Below are 20,434 nucleotides of genomic sequence, written 5' to 3'. Positions count from 1 at the left end.
TCTTACTCTCCTTTGTTGGGTTGCGGCGGGGTTCGGCCCCGTCTCGCGCGGGTCAGTCCCGCTTTCTGGTTATCAGGAAGAAGGCGGTGAGGATCACCACCGTCAGCGCCAAGAGCGCCGTCGAGATGGCGTTCACCTCCGGCGTCAGCGCACGGCGGAGCTGGCCCAGCATGTAGGTCGGCAGCGTGTCCTGCCCGGCGGATTTGACGAACTCGGTGATGATCACGTCATCGAGCGAGATGACGAAGGCCAGCATGGCACCAGCGATCACGCCGGGCATCAGGATCGGCAGGGTCACGTAGCGAAAGGTCTTCCACGGCGTGGCGTAGAGGTCGGCGGCGGCCGTCTCCATCGTCAGGTCCATCCCCTCTAGCCGGGCGCGGATCGGCAGGTAGGCGAAGGGCACGCAGAATGCTGCGTGGGCGATGATCAGGTAGCCGAGGCCGGAATAGCCGGTGGCGATCTTGATCGAGGAAAAGAAGATCAGCAGCGCCACGGCGGTCACGATCTCGGGCACCATCAGCGGCTGGTTGATCATGATGTAGATCGCCGTCTGCCCCTTGAACTTGCCGCGCCGGGTGGTGCCCAGCGCTGCCATCGTGGCCACGGTGGTGGCGATGCCCGAGGCCGAGATGGCGATGATGAAGCTGCGGATCGCCGCCCCCTGCACCGCCTCGTTGCCCGCCGCCTCGGCATACCACTTGAGTGAAAAGCCACCCCAAAGGTTCACCGAGTTGCCGCCGTTGAAGCTGTAGATCACCAGCGTCACGATCGGCGCGTAGAGCAGCACGAAGGCGGTGATCGCGATGAAAGTGAAGCCCGGCAGGGTGGTGACATCGAAGGCCTTACGCATGGGGGTCGTCCCTGTCGGAGACGCGGGTGTAGACCAGCAGCGCCCCCATCACGATGATGAGCAGCACCATCGACAGCGCCGCCCCCAGCGGCCAGTTCTGCCCCTGCCCGAACTGCAGTTCGATGAAGTTGCCGATCATCATGTTCTTGCCGCCGCCCAGCACGCGCGGCGTCACGTAAGCGCCGAGGCTCGGCACGAAGACGAGGATGCAGCCAGCCACGATCCCCGGCTTGATGATCGGCAGCACCACGCTGCGCAGGATGCGCCAGCGGGTCGCGTAAAGGTCATACCCGGCCTCGATCAGCTTGAAGTCGAAGCGGTCGATGGCAGCGAAGAGCGGCAGCACCATCAGCGGCAAGTAGACATAGGCCATCCCGATCAGCACCGCCGTGTCGGTATAGAGGATCTGGATCGGCTCGGAGATGACGCCCATGTTGATCAGGAAGGTGTTCAGCAGGCCTTGGTTCCGGATCACCTCCATGATCGCGAAGGTGCGGATCAAGAGGTTGGTCCAGAACGGGATGGTGATGAGAAAGAGCCAGACCGCACGGGCTTTGGGAGGCCGCGTGGCAATAAACCATGCCGTCGGCAGACCAAGGGCGAAGGTGATGAGCGTGGTCGCCAGCGAGAGTTTCACCGAGCGCCAGAAGATCGAGAGGTTCGCATCGGCCAGTGAAACCGTGCCATCGAAGATGTCACGCTCGAAGAGCACCCTGAACCACGCCTCGCCGGAGAGAATCCAGCGGACGCCCGAGTAATCGCCCTTTTCCAGAAAGGAGTAGACCGCGACGATCAACAGCGGGCCGCTGGCGGCGATGAGCAGCAGAAGCAGCGCGGGCGCCGAAAGGAGCCATCCGTTTGCCGCCTTGCTGCGCCCCGGCCCGTTCATTCGCTGAGCACCTGCACCGATTGCGCATCGATCGTGACGCCCACCTTGTCGCCCACCTGCGGCTCCGGTCCGGCGCTGCTCTGCACCCGCGCCACCACCTGCGGGCCGCCCGCGAGGGCCAGCGTGTAATGCGTGTCGGTCCCCATGTAGACGGCTTCTTTGACCTCGGCCTCCAGCCCCGCGCCCGGCTCGCCGATGCGCAACTGCTCGGGCCGCACCGCCAGCGTGACCGGGCCGCCGTGGCCCGTGACCGGCAGCACCACACCGGGCGCAATCTCAACGCCTGCCGCGCTGGCCTCGCCTTCGATGAAGTTGGTTTCCCCAATAAAATCAGCGACAAAGCGGTTCACTGGCTTTTCGTAAATCTCATGCGGGCTGCCGACCTGAAGCAGCGCACCGGCGCTCATCACCCCGATCCGGTCGGACATGGTGAGCGCCTCTTCCTGATCATGAGTCACGAATATGAAGGTGATGCCGGTCTCGGTCTGGAGCCGCTTCAGCTCCACCTGCATGGCCTTGCGCAGCTTGAGGTCGAGCGCCGAGAGCGGCTCATCCAGCAGCAGCACCTCCGGCTCCGGCGCCAGCGCGCGGGCCAGTGCCACCCGCTGTTGCTGCCCGCCCGAAAGCTGCGCCGGAAGCCGCGTGGCAAAAGGCTCGAGCTTCACCAGCGCCAGCACCCGCTCCACCGCGGCGTCGATCTCGGCCTTGCTCTTACCCTGCATCTTCAGCCCAAAGCCCACGTTCTCCGCCACCGTCAGATGCGGGAACAGCGCGTAGCTCTGGAACACCGTGTTCACTGGCCGCTGGTTGGGCGGCACCCCTGTGATGTCACGCCCACCGAGCAGGATTGCCCCGCTCGTCGGCGTCTCGAAGCCCGCGATGCAGCGCAGCAGCGTCGTCTTTCCGCAGCCTGAGGGGCCAAGCAGGGTAAAGAACTCGCCCTTGCGGATCGCGATGGAAATGTCGCCCAAGGCGGTGAAGGCCGCGGCCCCGGTGCCGTAGATCTTGCCTACATTCTGTGCGACGACAGCGTTTTCTTCGCTCAATTCACTGGCCCCCTCGTGTGCCACAAGACTGCGCCTTGTCAGCACGTTAAGCAAGCGCTGCTGCATCGATAGGCGGGCGGCGCTGCGCAAATGGGCGGGCTTGCTCCAGCTCTGCACAAAGCGCGATCAGCTCCGCATCGGCGCCGAAGGGGGCGGCAAGGTGCAGCCCCACGGGCAGGCCCTCCGGCGTCCAGTGCAGCGGCACCGAGGCCGCCGGCTGGCCGCTGGCGTTGAAGGCGGCGCAGAAAGGCGAGTAGTCAAACACGCCGCCCGGCCCGATCCGGTAATTCTCGAAATCCTCGCGCTCATGGCTGAAGCGCCCAACCTTGGCGGGCGGCTCCGCCAGCGTGGCCGAGAGCAGCACATCGTAGCCCTCGGCAAAGAACCGCGCCATCTGCCGCCCGAAAGCGTGGATGGAATCGACGGCGGCCAGATAGTCCGGCCCGGTCAGCCCGGCGGCATAGGCAATCGCGCCGCGCGCCACGCCCTGCACGTCGCCCTCTGCAAGCGCCCTGCCCCGCTTCTTCAGGGTCTCGCGCACCCAGAGCGCCGTGCCGCAGCCCACGATCCGGGTCCAGGCCTGCATCATCATGTCGTGGTCTGCCTGCGGACGGGCAAGCTCCACGTGGTGGCCGAGGTCTTCCAGCAGTTGCGCCGTTTCCTGCACCGCGCGCTGGCATTCTGGGTCGATTGCGCCGCCGCTGAAATTGGTGTCACAAACCGCGACCCGCAGGCGGCGCGGCGGGCGGGTGATCGCCTCGCTGTAGCTCATCGGCATGGGCGGCGCGGCATAGGGCTGGCCTAAGTCTGGCCCGGCGCAGGCATCCATCATCCGGGCGTTGTCGCGCACCGAACGGGTCAAAAAGCCATCCGTCGCCATCCCCGCCCAGCCCTCGCCCGCCGCAGGCCCATCGGGGAACCGCGCGCGGGTGGGTTTGAAGCCGAAGAGCCCACAGGATGAGGCCGGAATGCGCACCGAACCGCCGCCATCGGAGCCATGCGCCATCGGCACGATGCCCGCCGCAACGGCAGCCCCCGCCCCGCCGGAGGAGCCGCCCGAGGTGCGGCTCACGTCCCACGGGTTGCGCGTTGGCCCGCCATAGACGCTGGCTTCCGTCACCGGCCCGACGCCGCCCTCCGGCGCGGTGGTGCGCCCGAAGGTGACCACCCCGGTCGCCTGCATCCGCAGGAAAATCTCGCTGTCGTAGCTGTATTTTGTATCGCGCAGCAGCGCCGAGCCATTGTGCGCCGGGTAGGCCTGTGCCTCCGCGCCCAGATCCTTCAGCAGGAACGGCACGCCCTTGAACGGCCCCTCGGGCAAGCCCGCCGCAATCGCCGCGCGCGCCGCCTCTTCCTGCACCAGCACCACGGCATTCAACTCGCCGTTCACCGCTGCAACCCGCGCCAGCGCCTCATCGAGCAACTCGCCCGGCGTGGCCTCGCCCCGCGCCACGAGTTCCGCCAGAGCGGTCGCGTCCAGCCGTTCCATTGCCATGAGAGTCTCCCCGTGAGTTGGGCCAAGTCTGACCGGCCTTACAGCGGAGTCAACGGGTTACGGCCGGAGCGCGCGCCAGACCGCCAGTGCGATATCGGTGAGGTCGCCGAGCCGGGCCACGGCATGTTCGCGCGAGAGGCCGGAGGCGCTTTCGGCCTGCGCATCGAGCCGAGCCAGCAGCCGCATCAGCCTGCGCCGGTGGGCGCCCAGCCAAAGCTGCACCGGGTCCGCCAGAACGCCCGCGAAGGTGGTGACGAGCGAGGCCAGCATCGCCAGCACAACCCCGGTGAGCACAACCTGCCACGGGTCGAGCGCGCGCGGGAACCAGCCGAAATAGACCTGCCCGAGCCACTGCCCGGCCCAGTAGTTCTCGATCGCCAGCGCCTGGGCCCGCATGTCGGCCACCGGCCCCGCCAGCGAGAGCACGCCAAGCGTGGCGGAGTGGAAGAGCGCCCAGCCGGTGATGAGGACAAACAGCACCGTGGTGATCTCGGAGACGGCATTGCGGACGCCCACGTAATCTTCCACCGCCCGCTGCACCACCGGCTCCGGCGCGCCCGGCCCTGCGCCCACCGCGTCCATCTCCGCGATCAGCGCAGTGACCCTTGCGGCCACTTTCCGCGACACGGCGGTCTGAAAGACGATCCGCCGCGACAGCAGCCAATCCCCCAGCCGCCGGGCGCGGCAGAGCCTTGCGATCAGCCCGAGCAGCTTCAGCAGCAGGAAGACCGGCGCCAGCACCACGTTCACCGGCGCCCGCAACAGATCCAGCCCGAAGGCCGCCCGGTGCAACCCGAGCGTGCCCCTCGGCCCGAAGGTTTCGCGCACGAAGCGGCGCACCATCGCGTCCCGTGTGTCCATGGCCTCTATGTGGGGCGTCCGGGCGGGTTTCGAAAGGGCAATCCTCTCAGATCACCGCCTTGAAGAGCGCTTTCACGTTGGCCTCGTCCAGCTTCACCGGGTTGCCGCCGCAGGAAGGGTCTTCCAGCGCCATGGCGGTCAGCTCGGCGATCCGGTCGGTGCCCACGCCCATCTCGGAGAGCTTGCGGGGGATGCCCAAGGAGTCATTGAACTCCTGCACGAAGGCCTTGAACCCCTCGAAGCCGCCCTCGATGCCAAGGTAGCCCGCCGCCCTGTCGAAGCGTTCGGTGATCTCCGGCGCGTTCAGCTCCAGCACGGCAGGCATACAGACGGCGTTGGTCGTGCCGTGGTGCGTGCCGTAGACCGCCCCGATCGGGTGGCTCAGCGCATGGATCGCCCCCAGCCCTTTCTGGAAGGCCACCGCGCCCATCGCCGCGGCGCTCATCATGTTGGCGCGGGCCTCGATGTCAGTGCCATCGGCATAGGCGCGGGGCAGGTTCTCGACCACCAGCCGCATGCCCTCCAGCGCGATGCCCTGGGACATCGGATGGTAGAACGGGCTGCTATAGGCCTCGACACAATGCGCAAAGGCATCGAGCCCGGTGCCTGCGGTGATGTGCTTCGGCATCCCAACAGTCAGCTCCGGGTCGCTGATCACCACCGTGGGCAGCACCTTGGGGTGGAAGATGATCTTCTTCACATGTGTCTCGGAGTTGGTGATGACGCTGGCGCGGCCCACCTCACTGCCCGTGCCCGCCGTGGTCGGCACGGCGATGATCGGCGCAATGGCGTCGGCATCGGCGCGGGTCCACCAGTCGCCCACATCCTCGAAGTCCCAGACCGGGCGCGACTGGCCCGCCATGAAGGCGACCATCTTGCCAAGGTCCAGACCCGAGCCGCCGCCGAAGGCGATGACACCATCGTGCCCGCCCTCGCGATAGACCTTCAGCCCCGCTTCAAGGTTCAGCTCATTCGGGTTCGGGTCCACCTCGGCGAAGAGGCCACGGCCCAGCCCGGCGGCATCAAGGATGTCCAGCGCCTGCGTGGTGATCTCCATCGACTTCAGGCCCTTGTCTGTCACCAGCAGCGGCTTGGTGATGCCCGCGGCAATGCAGGCTTCAGGCAGTTCAGCGATGCGCCCCGCGCCGAAGCGGATGGCAGTGGGGTAGGACCAGGTTCCTGTGAGGCTCATTTCGTGACCTTCTTGAGGTGGTAGGATTTGGGGCGAGTCAGGTTGTGATAGCCGATCACCGAGAGGCCGCCGCCCCGCCCGGTGTCCTTGCAGCCGGTCCAGCAGAGGCCCGGGTCGAGATAGTCGGCGCGGTTCATGAAGACGGTGCCGGTTTCCAGCGCGTCGCCGATGCGGGCGGCGCGCTCCACGTCGGCCGTCCAGACCGAGGCGGTCAGGCCGTAGCGGCAGTCGTTCATCAGGGCGATGGCTTCCTCGTCGCCCGAGACGGGCATGATGCCGACGACCGGGCCGAAGCTCTCCTCGCGCATCACCTCCATGTCGTGGGTGACACCCGTCAGGATCTGCGGGGTCAGATAGGCGCCGCCGTCATCCTCGGGCAGGGTATCGATGTGGACCACGGCACCGGCCGCCACCGCATCGGCGATCTGCGCGCGGACCACGGCGGCAAAGCGCGGGCTCGCCATCGGGCCGAGCGTGGTGGCCTCTTCCATCGGGTTGCCGAGCTTCAGCGCCTTCACCCAGGCGACCGACTTCTCGAGGAAGGCGTAATAGAGGCTCTCGTGCACGTAGATCCGCTCGATCCCGCAGCAGCACTGGCCGGCGTTGAACATCGCGCCATCCATCAGCGTGTCGACCGCTGCGTCGAGGTCGGCATCCTCGGACACGTAGCCCGGATCCTTGCCGCCCAGCTCTGTGGAAACCGGCACAAAGGTGCCCGCTGCCGCCTTCTCCATCGCCTGCCCGCCCGCAACCGAGCCGGTGAAGTTGATGAAATTGAACGCCCGTTCACGGATCAGCGCATCGCTCACCTCGTGGCTCAGGAACACGTTGCGGAACACATCTTCCGGCACCCCCGCCTCGTGGAAGGCCCGCGCCATGCGCTCGCCCACCAGCAGCGTCTGGGTGGCGTGCTTCAGCACCACCGTGTTGCCGGCGATCAGCGCCGGAGCCACGGTGTTGATGGCGGTCATGTAGGGGTAGTTCCACGGCGCCACGACATAGACCACGCCCCAGGGCACCCGGCGGATGTAGCGGCGGAAGGTAGCGTCCTCGCCCACTTCAATATCGGCCAGCGACTCTTCCGCGATCTCCGCCATATGGTTCGCGCGCTCGTTGAAGCCGCCGAACTCGCCGCCGTAGCGCACCGGGCGGCCCATCATCTGCGCCAACTCGGGCACGATCTCATCGGTCATCTCGCCCACGCGGGCCACGCCTGCCATGACCAGCTTTATCCGCTCTTCCAGCGGCCGCGCGGCCCATGCAGCCTGCGCCGCGCGCACCTCGGCCACCGAGGCCCGCGCCTCCTCCAGCGAGAGCGCCGGGCGCTCGGCAAAGACCGTGCCGTCAATCGGCGAGATACATTTCAGCACGTCAGTCATAGCGACTTACCTCGATCAGATTTCCGTCGGGATCGTTGAAATAGACAGAAGTGATCGGCCCCAGCGCGCCCGACTTCGCCACGGGGCCCTCCACCACTTCCACGTTTTCCTCGGCCAGCTTGGCGAGCACACGCTCCACCGGCCATTCGGTGATCAGGCAGAGATCACCCGAGCCGATGCCCGCAAAGTTGCGGGTCTCCTGCCCGAGGGTCTGCAAGTTGATCTTCTGTTGCCCGAAGGCAAGCGCCCTCCGCCCGCCTGCGAAGGTGACAGGCTCCATGCCGAGCACACGAACGTAGAAGGCCACCGAGGCCTCCGCGTCGCGCACCGTCAGCACGATATGGTCGATCCGCCCGATCATGGCTCAGGCCCGCTCGAAGCCGCGCTCGATTTCCCAGTCGGTGACGGCGCGGTCGAACTCTTCCTGCTCCCACTCGGCGGCGCGATAGTAGTGATCGACCACGTCATCGCCAAAGGCGGCGCGGAGCATGTCGGAGGCCTTCAGGGTCTCCATCGCATCTCGGAGGGTGCGGGGCACCTCCTGTGCGCCATCGTCGGCATAGACATCACCGCTCACAGGGTCCGAGAGCTCGAGCTTCTCGTTGATCCCGGCGATCCCGGCGGCCAGCAGGGCGGCCTGGGCAAGATAGGGGTTCATGTCGGAGCCGCCGATCCGGCACTCCATCCGCACGCCCTTGGTGCCCTCGCCGCAAAGGCGGAAGCCGGCGGTTCGGTTGTCTACCGACCAGACGGTCTTGGTGGGGGCAAAGGTGCCGGGGGCGAATCGTTTGTAGCTGTTCACGTAAGGCGCGAGGAAGACCATGATATCGGGGGCGTATTTCAGCAGCCCGGCAGAAAACTGGCGGCCAAGCTCGCTGAGGCCGTGGGGCGCATCGGCGTCATAAAACGAGGCCTCACCGCCCTTCCAGAGCGACATATGCACATGGCTGGCAGAGCCGACCATCCCGGCCTTCCACTTCGGCAGGAAGGTGGCCGAAACGCCGTTCGCCCAGGCAATCTCCTTGGTGGCGTGCTTGGCGATGGTGTGGTTGTCGGCGCAGTCCATCGCGCCGGCGTAGCGGATGTTCAGTTCCTGCTGGCCCAGCTCTGCCTCGCCCTTGGTGTTCTCCACCGGCACGCCCGCGCCCACGAGGTGGTTGCGCAGGGGCCGCATGATGCTCTCTTCCTTGGTGGTCTGGAAGAGGTTGTAATCTTCGTTGTGGCCGTTGAACGGCACGAGGGCGCGGTAGCCCTCCTTCTGGTTGGTCCGGTAGTCCTTCTCGAAGAGAAAGAACTCAAGCTCGGTCGCCATCGCTGAGGTAAAGCCCATCTCAACCAGCCGTGCCTCCTGCGCGGCCAGAATGGCGCGGGGGTAATGCGGCACGGGCGCATGGTGGTGATGGTCGAGGATATCGCAGATCACCATCGCCGTGCCTTCGAGCCACGGCACGTGGCGCAGGGTGCTCAGATCGGGGCGCATGACGTAGTCGCCATAGCCCGCCTCCCAGCTCGTGGCCTTGTAGCCATCGGGGGTGCTCATCACCAGGTCGGTGGCGAGCAGGTAGTTGCAGCAATGGGTCTCTTCGACCGAGTGGTCGAGAAAGTTCTGCACATGGAAGCGCTTGCCCATCAACCGGCCCTGCATATCGACCAGCGCCACCAGAACGGTGTCGATCTCGCCGGTGGCGGCCATTTCGGTGAGGGTCTCGAGGGTCAGGTTGCCGGGCATTTCTCTTATCCTTTCACGGGTCAGGGCGGCCCGCTGCGGGGCCACCCTGTATGTCATTTCCAAGCGGGATCAGCCGTTGGTGTAGGGCGGGCCAGCCTGGTTGATGACGCCGTTATACTCCTTGAAGATGTTCACGATCTTCTGCTGGATCTCGCCTTCTTGGGCAATCTCTTCCCAGAAGGCCTTGGCGGCGTTCTCCACCTCGGCCCACTCGGCGGCCGGCACGGTGCGCAGCTCCAGCTTGTCGCCGGTGGCGCGCAGCTTGGCCTCGCCGCCCCAGTACCACTGGTTGCGGTAGGTGTGGCCCGCTTCGACGCCTGCCATCACCAGCGTCTTGAGGTGCTCCGGCAGCTCAGCCCAGCGCGCCTCGTTGACGAAGTAGGAGCCGATCCAGGCGCCCGAGATGTTGTTGGTCAGGAAGTAGTCCGTCACGTTGGCCCAGCCCACGGTGTAGTCTTCCGTGATGCCCGACCAAGCCATGCCGTCAAGCTCGCCGGTCTGCACCGCAACCTCGGCATCCTCGTAAGGGATGTTCATCGGCACCACGCCGAACTGCGACAGGAACCGCCCGGCGGTGGGGAAGGTGTAGAGCTTCAGCCCGTCGAGGTCGGCAACGCTCGTGATCTCTTTCTTGGTGTTGAAGTTGCACGGGTCTTGCCCGGCGGCACCCAGCCACTTCACACCGACCTTGGCGTATTCCTCTTCCCAGATCTCCTTCAGCCCGTACTGGTTGAACAGCACCGGCACGTCGAGGATGTGCTTGGTGGCGAAGGGGAAGTAGCCGCCGAACTGGCGCAGCGGGGTGGGCGAGGCCATCGAGTCGTCATCCGAGTGCACGGCGTCGATGGTGCCACGCTGGAGCGCCTGAAAGAGCTCGCCGGTAGGCACGATCTGGTCGGCGTAGAACAGCTCGATCTCCAGCTCGCCGTTGGCCGCCGTGTTGATGTAATCGACCATCGGCTTGGTCACATGCTCGCCCAGCGCGGCACCCGCGTAGGTCTGCCAGCGCCACTTGATGGCGGTCTGCGCTTTCACGATGGCCGGGGTGGCCAGCGCGGCGGGGGCGGCAATGGCGGCCCCCTTGAGGAACGTTCTTCTCGTCGTCATTCTCTCTCTCCTTGTCGTTGGGTCGGGCCGTTTGCCGGCCTCTGGTTCAGTTGTTGTAAACGAGGTCCGGCAGCCACAGCGCAATCTGCGGGAAGGCCATCACGAGGGCCAGCGCCACGGCCATCACGCCTACGAAGGGCACGATGGAGCGGTAGATATCCTTGATCCCGATCTCCGGCGGCGCCATCGCCCGCATCAGGAAGAGGTTATAGCCGAAGGGCGGGGTCATGTAGGCGATCTGGCAGGTGATCGTGTAGAGCACGCCATACCAGATGAGGTTGAAGCCGAGTTCTCCCACCAGCGGCACGTAAAGCGGCGCGACGATAACCAGCATCGCCGTGTCATCGAGGAAGGTGCCCATCACCAGGAACGAGAGCTGCATCAGGATCAGGATCACCCAGGGGTTCAGGCCCAGCTGTTCGGTGAAGAGGTTCTCGATCGCCTTCACCGCGCCGAGGCCATCGAAGACCGCGCCAAAGGCGAGGGCGGCGAGGATGATCCACATGAACATGCAGGTCACGCCCAGTGTCTGGCGCAGACAGGTCTCGAACACGCGCCAGGTCATCCGGCGCTTGAGCACGGCGGCGGTGAGGGCCGCCAGCGCGCCGACGGCGGAACTTTCCACGAGGCTGGTATAGCCCATCACAAAGGGCACCATCATCACCGCGAAGATCACCACCGGCAGGATGCCCGCCGTCAGCAGCCGCAGCTTTTCGGCCATCGGCACCGCGTCGCGCTCTTCCTTCGGCAGCACCGGCCCGAGGGCGGGGTTCGCCCGGCAACGGATGTAGATGTAAATGACGAAGAGCGCGGCCATCATCAGCCCCGGCAGCACGCCCGCGAGCCAGAGTTGCCCCACCGGCTGACGCGCGATCATCGAGTAGAGCACCAGCACCACCGATGGCGGCACCAATATACCCAGCGATGACCCGGCCTGTATGACCCCTGTCACCATGATCTTGTCGTAGTTTCGCTTCAGCAGTTCGGGCAGCGCGATGGTCGCGCCAATTGCCATGCCGGCCACGGAGAGGCCGTTCATCGCCGAGATCAGCACCATCAGCCCGATGGTGCCAATCGCCAGCCCGCCCGAGATGCCGCCGAACCAGACGTGGAACATCTTGTAGAGGTCATCGGCGATCTTGGACTCGCTCATCACGTAGCCCATGAAGATGAACATCGGCAGGGTCAGCAGCGGATACCAGCGCATCAGCTTGATGGCCGCGGCAAAGCCAAGATCATAGCCGCCCCGGTCGCCCCAAAGCAGGAAGGCGGCGACAACGGCAACAAAGCCGATGGCCCCGAACACCCGCTGCCCGGTGAAGAGCATGACCATCATGGTCGAAAACATCAGAAGCGCGATCAATTCGTAGGGCATCAGGCTGCCCCTCCCGCCGCGCGGTCACTGGGCACGGCAATCCGCTCGCCGGTGTGCAGGAAGATGATGTCTTTCACCAGCTCCGAGAGCGATTGCAGGATCATCAGCAGGATACCCACACACATCACCAGCTTGATCGGCCAGAGCGGCGGCCGCCAGACGGAGTTGGAGGTCTCCACATGCCCCATCACCCCGCCCGCCGCCTCGCTGCCGCCCGAGAAGAATGCGCCGGTCAGCTCCGCGAAAAAGCTGAAGGGCTCGCCGGTGAAATGCCCCAGAGAATAGGCGGTGGAGCCGATCCCGCCCCAAAGCAGGAAGCCGAGATAGGTGAGCAGAAACAATACCGTAACGGCATCGAAAGCCGCCTTCCGGCGCGGGGAGAACTCGCCGTAGAAGAGGTCCATCCGCACGTTGGAGCCCATCTGCATCGCGTAGGGGCCGCCGAGGATGTAGTAGCCCACCATCACGAACTGGGCCATTTCGAGCGTCCAGAGCGAGGGCGCGCCGGCGAACTTGGTCCATGTGGACCAGAGCAGCACGCCCATCAGCGCGAAGATGCCCCACATCATGATCCGGCCAAGGCCGTGGTTGAAGCGGTCGACCACCGCAACGAAGCCGCGCAAAAAGCTCATTCGGCGGCCTGCCGATCTTCGGCCACTGCTGCGATGCCGGCGGCCAATGCGGGCATCAGGTGCACCGCCATGTCGCGGGCGCGGGCCTCTGTGTCGATCAGGTCATTGCGGATTTCGATCATCAGGCTGGGCAGGCCGTTTGTATCGCCATGCTTGCGCAGGGTGTAGGTGACGCCATCGGAGGCGGCATAGGGCTCGTTCAGCGCGGCGCGATAGGTGCCCTTGGCCCGCTCCACGGCCAGCGCAGCCTCGGCCATCCGGTCGTCGGAATGGTAGAGAAAGCCCAGCTCTACATCACGTTTCACGCCGCGATAGACCGGGGTGAAGCTGTGGATGGTCACCAGCGCGTCGCTCTCCCGTCCGGCGATGACATCGGCCAGCGTACCATGAAACGGGTCATGCAGCGCGGCGTAGCGCTGCCTGCGCTCCTGCGCGCTCAGCCCGGCGTTTCCGGGTACGGCGTAGAGCTCGCTCTGCGCCGGGATCGCATCGGGCGCTTCCAGCGGGCGATTGAGGTCGTAGATCAGCCGAGAGGCGCGGGCCGAAACGAGCGGCGAGTCGAGCAGGGCCGCGAGGGCTCGGGCCACATCGAGCGCGCCGATATCCCAGGCCGCGTGGCTCTCTGCCGCCTCCGCGCTCAGCCCGAGGTCTCCCCACGGCTGCGGAAACGCGCGGCTCGCATGTTCGCAGACCAGCACCACCGGCCCGCGCCCTTCGGCCCGCGTTACCTCCACCGGCTCCCAACTCTCGGCCACCTTCATCCCCCATGTCGAATTTCGTAATCATCACTACAGGATTTTGTGGCATGTCAAGATTTTTCCTGTAACGTTCCCTACATTCGACCTGCGGATGTATCGAAAGGAACAAGACTTGGGCCCCAAGCCGCTGATCCGCGATCTGCTGAAGGAACGACAGGCCGAGCTCACCGCCGCCGAGCGCAAGCTCTCCGCCGTGCTGCTCGACGATTCCCTCGTGGCCGGGCTGCAAAGTATCACCCGGCTGGCCGAGGCGGCCGAGGTCTCGACCCCCACGATCATCCGGCTGGCCCGCAAGCTGGGGTTCGATGGCTTCCCCGACCTGCAAGACGCGATCCGCGACGAGATCGCCGCCCGGATGAAGCGCCCGCTGGCCAAGCTCGATGTCGCCCCCTCCGGCGACCATATCGTGGCCCGCTTCACCGAGGCCGTTGCCGCCAACATCAACCGCACGCTGGACCGGCTCGATCTGGCGACCTTCGACGCCGCCGCCGCTCTGCTCTCCGACCCGGCTCGGCGGCTGCACCTGCTGGGCGGGCGGATCACCCGGTCGAACGCGCATTACTTCTTCAACCACCTGCAAATCATCCGCCCCGGCGTGACCCTGCTCGACAGTTCGCCCTCAGTCTGGCCGCAGGCCCTGCTCGACATGGGGCCGGGCGCGGTGCTGGTCGTCTTCGATATCCGCCGTTATGAGCGCGAGCTCGAAAAGCTCGCGGGGCTGGCGGTGGAGGCCGGCGCCGACGTGGTGCTCTTCACCGACGCATGGGGCTCGCCGATCGAACGCCACGCTGCCCACGTGTTCCGCGCGATGGTCGAGGTGCCCTCCTCCTGGGATTCGACACTGGCGATCAACCTGCTGGTCGAGGCGCTGGTGGCCGAGGTCCAAACCCGCGCCGCCGCTTCCTCCGCCGAGCGGATCTCGGCGCTGGAAGACATGATCGGGGCGAGCAAGATTTTCCGGGGCTGACGGGGCCGCTCACCTGCCCGTCGAGACGTCTTCGCGCTGGCGCACGGCCAATGCGCCGAAAGGCCCAAAGGCGTTGCTCAGCCGACCCCGCCAGAGGTCGTAAACCCGCCCCCGCCTGTCGCCCTGCGCCCTTGCGCCTCCCACGCCGCCACGCCACCCTCCGCCCATGGCCACAGATCCCCTCCTCCAGCCCTTCCAGCTCAAACACCTCACGCTGCGCAACCGGCTGATGATCACCTCCCACGAGCCCGCCTATACCGAGGATGGTCTGCCCAAGGACCGCTACCGCGCCTACCACGTGGCCCGCGCCAAGGGCGGCATCGCGCTCACAATGACAGCCGGTTCCGCCGTCGTTTCGCCTGACAGCCCGCCCGCCTTCGGCAACATTCTCGCCTACAAGGACGACTGCGTGCCGTGGATGCGCGCACTCACCGACGAGTGCCACGAACACGGCGCCGCGGTGATGATCCAGCTCACCCACCTCGGCTGGCGCACGCGGTGGGACCGGGGCGACTGGCTCCCTGCCCTCTCCCCCGGCCATGCCCGCGAACCCGCCCACCGCCACTACCCCAAGCAGCTTGAAGACTGGGACATCGCCCGCATCATCGCTGATTACGCCGATGCCGCCGAACGGATGCAGGCAGCAGGCCTCGACGGGATCGAGCTCGAGAGCTACGGCCACCTGATGGATGCCTTCTGGTCGCCGTCCCGCAACCAGCTCACCGGCCCCTATGGCCCGCAGGACTATGACTCGCGTCTGCGCTTCACGATGGAGGTGCTGGAGACCATCCGCGCCCGCGTAGGCCGCGAGTTCATCGTCGGCATTCGCTACGTCGCCGACGAGGCCACCCAAGGCGGCATCACCCGCGCCGATGGCATCGAGATCACCAAGCGCCTCAAGGCCTCCGGCCAAGTGGACTTTTTAAACGTCATCCGTGGCCACTTGGAGACCGACGCGGCTCTCACGGGCATCATCCCGGTGCAGGGCCAGCCCTCCGCGCCGCACCTCGATTTCGCTGGTGAAGTCCGGGCAGAGGCGCAGATCCCCACCTTCCACGCCGCCAAAATTCAGGACGTGGCGACCGCCCGCCACGCGGTGGCATCAGGCAAGCTCGACATGGTCGGCATGACCCGCGCCCACCTCGCTGACCCTGACATCATCGCCAAGATCGAAGCCGGGGAAGAAGACCGCATCCGCCCCTGCGTCGGCGCCAACTACTGCCTCGATCGCATTTACATGGGCGGTGCCGCGCTTTGCCTGCACAACCCGGCCACCGGCCGCGAGCTGGAGCAACCGCACCACATCGCCCCCGCCGAAACGCCGCTGACCATCACTGTGGTCGGTGCAGGCCCCGCCGGGCTGGAGGCCGCCCGTGTTTGTGCCGAACGCGGCCACTCTGTGACCCTTCACGAGGCCGCGCCCCACCCCGGCGGCCAGATCCGCCTCACCGCCCGCTCGCCCCGCCGCGCCGAGATGATGCAGGTGATCGACTGGCGCCTCGCCGAATGCGAGCGCCTGGGCGTCACCTTCCATTACAACAGCTGGATCGAGCCCGAAGACATCACCGCCGCCCTGCCCGATGTGGCCATCATCGCCACAGGCGGCCTCGCGGCGGAGGATTACCTGCCCGACAACAACGAGCTGGCCGTCTCCCCGTGGGATATTCTTTCGGGCGATGCCGCCCCCGGCAAGCGCGTGCTGGTCTATGACGAGGCCGGAGATTACACCGCCCTGCAAGCCGCAGAGATGATCGCCGAAGCAGGCGGCGAGGTCGAGATCATGACGCGCGACCGCAGCTTCGCGCCCGAGGTCATGGGAATGACCCTCACCCCCGCCATGCAGGCCCTCCAGCGCCTCGGCGTGCGTACCACCGTCATGTGGCGGCTCGATGGGATCACCCGCAGCGGCAACGCCCTGAACGCCCAGATCGGCTCCGACTACGGCGCAAGTGCCACCCGCGAGGTGGATCAGGTGGTCATTTCAAACGGCACCCGCCCACTCGATGACCTTTACTTCGACCTGAAGCCCCTGAGCCGCAACCTCGGCGAGGTCGATTACACCGCGCTCCGCAACGGCGCCCCGCAAACCCTCGCCCCGAACCCGGAGAGCAGCTTCCGCCTCTTCCGCATCGGGGATGCCGTGGCCTCGCGCAACACCCACGCGGCGATCTACGGCGCGCTCCGCCTCTGCAAGGCCCTTTAGGGCGGGACTCGTCCCGCGCCTCGGCCATTTGCTCACCGCCCCTCGCGGCCGGCCCCTACTCCGAGACCGCCGCCAGAAGCGCCGCGTTGCCGCCCGCCGCCGTGGTATCCACGCAGAGGTGCCGCTCGTGCATCACATGCCCCACGTCCGGCTGGCCGCGCACCAGCGCCACCACTGGCCCGTCGCGCCCGGCCAGCGACACCGCGATCTTGCGGGCCTCGGCTTCCTCGCCCCAGAACAGAACCGCCGACAGCGCGTCCATCTCCAACGCCTCTGCGACAGAGGTCGCAACGGCCCGCCCGCCCAGCGCCTCGACCGCCGCCAGCTGCGCATCCGTATCCGGCCCGCAGCAAACCACACCCCCGCGCGGGTCCAGTCGCAGGCGGTTCGCCTCGCCGGTTGGCCCACCCATGCCGATCACCTCCGCAGGCCGCTCCACGGCCCCCTGCCGGAAGCGCTGCAAGTAATGCGGCCCGCCCGCCTTTGGCCCGGTGCCCGAAAGGCCCTCGCCACCAAAAGGCTGGCTGCCCACGATCGCGCCGATCTGGTTGCGGTTCACATAAACATTGCCCGCCTCGACGGCGTCTGAAACCACCTGCACCCGGGTATCGATCCGGGTGTGCAGGCCAAAGGTCAGCCCGTAGCCGGTGGCGTTGATGTCGCGCACCACCTGCCTGATCTTTCCGGCCTTGAAGGTCGCCACATGCAGCACCGGCCCGAAGACCTCGCGCCCGCCGAGGTCGGCGATGCCTCCCACGCTGATCAGCGCCGGCCCGACGAAATTGCCCTCCGGTGCGTCCAGCTGCTTCACCAGCCGCCCGTCGGATTTAGCCGCCTCCACATAAGCGCGGATCTCTTCCGCCGCCTCCGCGTCGATCACCGGCCCCACGTCCGTTTGCAGCCGCCCCGGGTCGCCAACCGCCAGCTCATCCATCGCGCCCTTCAGCATCTCGATGAAGCCTTCGGCCACGTCCTCCTGTACGTAAAGGCAGCGCAGAGCCGAGCAGCGCTGCCCGGCAGACTGGAAGGCCGAGGCCACCACGTCGCGCACCGCCTGCTGCGGCAGCGCCGTGCTGTCGACGATCATCGCGTTCAGCCCGCCGGTCTCCGCGATCAGCGGCGTGCCAGGCGCCATGCCCCCGGCCATCGCCCGCGCAATCGCCTTGGCTGTGGCGGTGGAGCCAGTGAAGGCCACGCCGCTCACCCGCGCATCCGAGGTGATCGCCGCGCCCACCACCGCGCCCTCTCCGGGCACCAGTTGCAACACCTCTCGAGGCACGCCCGCCTCATGCAGCAGCGCCACCGCCGCCGCGGCGATGCGTGGGGTCTGCTCGGCGGGCTTGGACAGCACGCCGTTGCCGCTTGCCAGCGCGGCAGCCACCTGCCCGGTGAAGATCGCCAGCGGAAAGTTCCACGGGCTGATGCAGGCAAACACGCCCCGCGCTTGCGCCTCTGCTGGCGCCGCCTCCGCCTCGCCCGCGTAGTAGCGCAAGAAGTCCACTGCCTCGCGCAGTTCGCCCACCGCATCGGGCAGCGTTTTGCCCGCCTCGGCGATCAGCACCGCGAACAGTGCGCCCCATTCGCGCTCGTAGAAGTCCGCCGCGCGGCGCAGCACCTCCGCCCGCTCGGCCACCGGCGCACCCCACGGCTGCGCTGCCGCCAGCGCCGCCTCAACTTCTTCGGCCCCCGCATCCGCCACAGGCCCGCGCGGCTCGGCCCCTGCCACCGCCGCGCCAATCCGCTCCAGCTCGCCCACATCGCTCAGGTCGAAGCCGCGCGAGTTCTTCCGGGGCGCAAACACCTCCGGCCCCTTGGCGATTTTCGCCGGCCCGCTCCAAGCCTCGAACGGGCAGCCCGCCACCACCTCTGGCGGCACGCTCTCATCGACGATCTGGTTCACGAAGCTGGAGTTCGCCCCGTTCTCCAACAGCCGCCGCACGAGATAGGCCAGCAGGTCTTTATGGGTGCCGACCGGCGCGTAGATCCGGCACTTGGTGCCGCTGTCGGCCAGCACCAGATCATGCAGTCGCTCGCCCATGCCGTGCAGTCGCTGAAACTCGAAGGCCGAGCGCGGCAGGCCCTGCGCCATGTGCAAAACGGCGGCAACGGTATGGGCGTTGTGGGTGGCGAACTGCGGATAGATCCGGTCGGTCATGCCCAGCAGTTTGCGGGCGTTGGCGATGTAGCTGATGTCGGTCGCGGGCTTGGCGGTGAAAACGGGGAAGTCATCGAGCCCTTCGACCTGAGCATGCTTGATCTCGCTGTCCCAATAGGCGCCCTTCACCAGCCGAACGGTGATCCGGCGGCCCAGCCGCGCGGCGAGGTCATGCAGCCAGTCCAGCACCGCACCGCAGCGGCGGCCATAGGCCTGCACCACCACGCCGAAGCCGTCCCATCCGGCCAGCGCCTCATCGGAAAGCACCGCCTCGATCACCTTGAGAGAGAGCACCAGCCGGTCGGCCTCCTCGGCGTCGACGGCAAAGTTCATCCCCGCCTCCGCCGCCTGCCGAGCCAGCCGCGTGACCACCGGCACAAGCTCGTCCATGACCCGGTCCTGCTTGGCGACCTCGTAGCGCGGATGCAGCGCCGAGAGCTTCACCGAGATGCCCGGGTTCTCCGCCATCGCGCCCTTGCAGTTCTTGGCAATCGCCGCAATCGCATCGGCGTAGGCCTTGGCATAGCCCTCGGCGTCAGCGGCGGTCATCGCCGCCTCGCCCAGCATGTCGTAGCTGTAGGTGTAGCCCTTGGCCTCCATCCCCTGCGCGCGCTTCATCGCGGCGCCGATGCTCTCGCCCAGCACGAACTGGCGGCCCATCTCGCGCATCGCCCGCCCCACAGCGGCGCGGATCACGGGCTCCCCCAGCCGCTTCACGGCGCCCCTTAGCCGAGTCGCCATGCCCGGGCGCTCGTCCAGCACCTTGCCGGTCAGGAACAGCCCCCAGGTGGAGGCATTGACCAGCGGCGAGGCGCTCTTGCCGATGTGCTTGCCCCAGTCCGAGGGGGCGATCTTGTCTTCGATCAAGTCGTCGATGGTCTCGGCGTCGGGCACCCGCAGCAGCGCCTCGGCAAGGCACATCAGCGCCACGCCCTCATCGGTCGACAGGCCGTATTCGGCGAGAAACACCTCCATCAGACCGGGCCGAGCGTCGGCACGGATGCGCCGCACCAGCTTTGCGCCTTCGGATGAAATCTCCGCCCGCGCCGCGCCATCCAGCGCCGCCTCAGTGATGAGCCGCTCCACCAGCGAGGGTTCTGGCTGGCGCTTCAGCGCGTCGATCTGTCCGAGGGCGGCGGAGGTGGCGGGGGGTGTGGGGTGCGTGCTCATGGCGTGAGTATCGCTTCTTTTTGGAAGACGATGTGTCTATATTTTAGAGCAACTCAGCCCGAATGGATTAAAATGATGCAAAAACTAGGACGGAATGCCGCCATAGAGCTTGATTCGTTGGACGAAGCCATCATCCGCGAGCTCAGCGTCGATGCCCGGCTGACGATGACGGAACTCGCGCGCCGCGTCGGTCTATCAAAAACCCCGGTGCTGGCGCGGGTTCGCAGGCTGGAGGAGGCCGGGCTGATCACCGGCTACCACGCCACTCTGAGCTGGCCCAAGCTTGGGCTCGGCTGCGTCACCTTCGTGCAGGTCCGGCTGACCGATACCCGAGAGAAGGCGCTGAAGGCCTTCAACACCGCCGTCGCAGCGCTGCCCGAGGTGGAAGAGTGCCACATGATCGCCTCGGGCTTCGATTACCTGCTGAAGGTCCGCACCCGTGACGTGGCCAGCTACCGCGAGGTGATGGGCGAAAAGCTCTCGGAGCTGCCCCATGTCGCCTCCACCTCCTCCTTCGTGGCCCTCGAAGTGGTGAAAGACGGCTGACCCACGCCCGCCTGTCGCGGCCCCCGGCCCCTCATCGCCACTGCCAAGACCCCAGGGACCGGCCCTCGACACGCGCG

At 66.7% G+C, this 20,434-nt stretch carries 17 protein-coding genes; 3 read left to right on the top strand and 14 right to left on the bottom strand.

Annotated elements, in window-relative coordinates; translation table 11 throughout:
• Positions 1–52 precede the first annotated feature (52 nt).
• The 13 genes from KUV38_RS01870 to KUV38_RS01810 form a co-directional block, all read right to left on the bottom strand.
• Positions 53–853 (bottom strand): ABC transporter permease, encoded by an 801-nt coding sequence (locus KUV38_RS01870; RefSeq protein ID WP_222468427.1) that lies wholly within the window; start codon positions 851–853, stop codon positions 53–55.
• A complete protein-coding gene (locus KUV38_RS01865; protein WP_222468426.1) occupies positions 846–1,742 on the bottom strand; it encodes an ABC transporter permease in 897 nt (298 codons plus the stop codon). Before KUV38_RS01865 ends, KUV38_RS01870 begins: the two co-directional genes overlap by 8 nt.
• A complete protein-coding gene (locus KUV38_RS01860) occupies positions 1,739–2,788 on the bottom strand; it encodes an ABC transporter ATP-binding protein (RefSeq protein ID WP_410001014.1) in 1,050 nt (349 codons plus the stop codon). Before KUV38_RS01860 ends, KUV38_RS01865 begins: the two co-directional genes overlap by 4 nt.
• Before the next feature lie 46 nt (positions 2,789–2,834).
• Complete coding sequence (locus KUV38_RS01855) at positions 2,835–4,283, bottom strand: amidase (RefSeq protein WP_222468424.1); 1,449 nt, start codon at positions 4,281–4,283, stop codon at positions 2,835–2,837.
• Positions 4,284–4,340: 57 nt separating this feature from the next.
• Positions 4,341–5,144, bottom strand: a complete 804-nt coding sequence (locus KUV38_RS01850; RefSeq protein WP_222468423.1) for a DUF6635 family protein — start codon at positions 5,142–5,144, stop codon at positions 4,341–4,343.
• Positions 5,145–5,190: 46 nt separating this feature from the next.
• Positions 5,191–6,336, bottom strand: a complete 1,146-nt coding sequence (locus KUV38_RS01845; protein ID WP_222468422.1) for an iron-containing alcohol dehydrogenase — start codon at positions 6,334–6,336, stop codon at positions 5,191–5,193.
• Complete coding sequence (locus tag KUV38_RS01840; RefSeq protein WP_222468421.1) at positions 6,333–7,715, bottom strand: aldehyde dehydrogenase family protein; 1,383 nt, start codon at positions 7,713–7,715, stop codon at positions 6,333–6,335. The genes KUV38_RS01845 and KUV38_RS01840 overlap by 4 nt, the downstream gene beginning before the upstream one ends.
• Positions 7,708–8,076 carry a VOC family protein gene (locus KUV38_RS01835; RefSeq protein WP_222468420.1) on the bottom strand — a complete coding sequence of 123 codons (369 nt, stop codon included), beginning with the start codon at positions 8,074–8,076 and terminating at the stop codon, positions 7,708–7,710. The genes KUV38_RS01840 and KUV38_RS01835 overlap by 8 nt, the downstream gene beginning before the upstream one ends.
• Before the next feature lie 3 nt (positions 8,077–8,079).
• On the bottom strand, positions 8,080–9,444 hold the full coding sequence (locus KUV38_RS01830) for a glutamine synthetase family protein (protein ID WP_222468419.1): 1,365 nt from the start codon (positions 9,442–9,444) through the stop codon (positions 8,080–8,082).
• Positions 9,445–9,513: 69 nt separating this feature from the next.
• On the bottom strand, positions 9,514–10,551 hold the full coding sequence (locus KUV38_RS01825; protein WP_222468418.1) for a TRAP transporter substrate-binding protein: 1,038 nt from the start codon (positions 10,549–10,551) through the stop codon (positions 9,514–9,516).
• A gap of 46 nt (positions 10,552–10,597) precedes the next feature.
• Positions 10,598–11,926: a TRAP transporter large permease subunit gene (locus KUV38_RS01820; protein WP_222468417.1), complete on the bottom strand. Its 1,329-nt coding sequence runs from the start codon at positions 11,924–11,926 to the stop codon at positions 10,598–10,600.
• Positions 11,926–12,558, bottom strand: coding sequence for a TRAP transporter small permease subunit (locus KUV38_RS01815; RefSeq protein ID WP_222468416.1), 633 nt, complete (start codon positions 12,556–12,558; stop codon positions 11,926–11,928). The genes KUV38_RS01820 and KUV38_RS01815 overlap by 1 nt, the downstream gene beginning before the upstream one ends.
• Complete coding sequence (locus tag KUV38_RS01810; RefSeq protein WP_315898582.1) at positions 12,555–13,313, bottom strand: N-formylglutamate amidohydrolase; 759 nt, start codon at positions 13,311–13,313, stop codon at positions 12,555–12,557. The genes KUV38_RS01815 and KUV38_RS01810 overlap by 4 nt, the downstream gene beginning before the upstream one ends.
• 94 nt (positions 13,314–13,407) lie before the next feature.
• Here KUV38_RS01810 and KUV38_RS01805 point away from each other — a divergent pair, with 94 nt between their 5' ends.
• Together KUV38_RS01805 and KUV38_RS01800 are read left to right on the top strand one after the other, a co-directional pair.
• Positions 13,408–14,283, top strand: coding sequence for a MurR/RpiR family transcriptional regulator (locus KUV38_RS01805; protein WP_410001013.1), 876 nt, complete (start codon positions 13,408–13,410; stop codon positions 14,281–14,283).
• A gap of 166 nt (positions 14,284–14,449) precedes the next feature.
• Entirely contained in the window at positions 14,450–16,486 is a 2,037-nt protein-coding gene (locus KUV38_RS01800; protein ID WP_222468413.1) for an NADH:flavin oxidoreductase, read from the top strand.
• Positions 16,487–16,541: 55 nt separating this feature from the next.
• On the opposite strand, the gene KUV38_RS01795 is transcribed toward KUV38_RS01800, so the two are convergent.
• Positions 16,542–19,811: an L-glutamate gamma-semialdehyde dehydrogenase gene (locus KUV38_RS01795; protein WP_222468412.1), complete on the bottom strand. Its 3,270-nt coding sequence runs from the start codon at positions 19,809–19,811 to the stop codon at positions 16,542–16,544.
• Positions 19,812–19,886: 75 nt separating this feature from the next.
• Here KUV38_RS01795 and KUV38_RS01790 point away from each other — a divergent pair, with 75 nt between their 5' ends.
• Entirely contained in the window at positions 19,887–20,357 is a 471-nt protein-coding gene (locus tag KUV38_RS01790; protein ID WP_222468411.1) for an Lrp/AsnC family transcriptional regulator, read from the top strand.
• The last annotated feature ends 77 nt before the right edge of the window (positions 20,358–20,434 follow it).

Origin of the sequence: Vannielia litorea, from assembly GCF_019801175.1 — a bacterium.
GTDB classification, from domain to species: domain Bacteria; phylum Pseudomonadota; class Alphaproteobacteria; order Rhodobacterales; family Rhodobacteraceae; genus Vannielia; species Vannielia litorea_B.
Note: the sequence above shows the minus strand (reverse complement) of the source record. Positions and strands in the feature narration are given on the sequence as shown.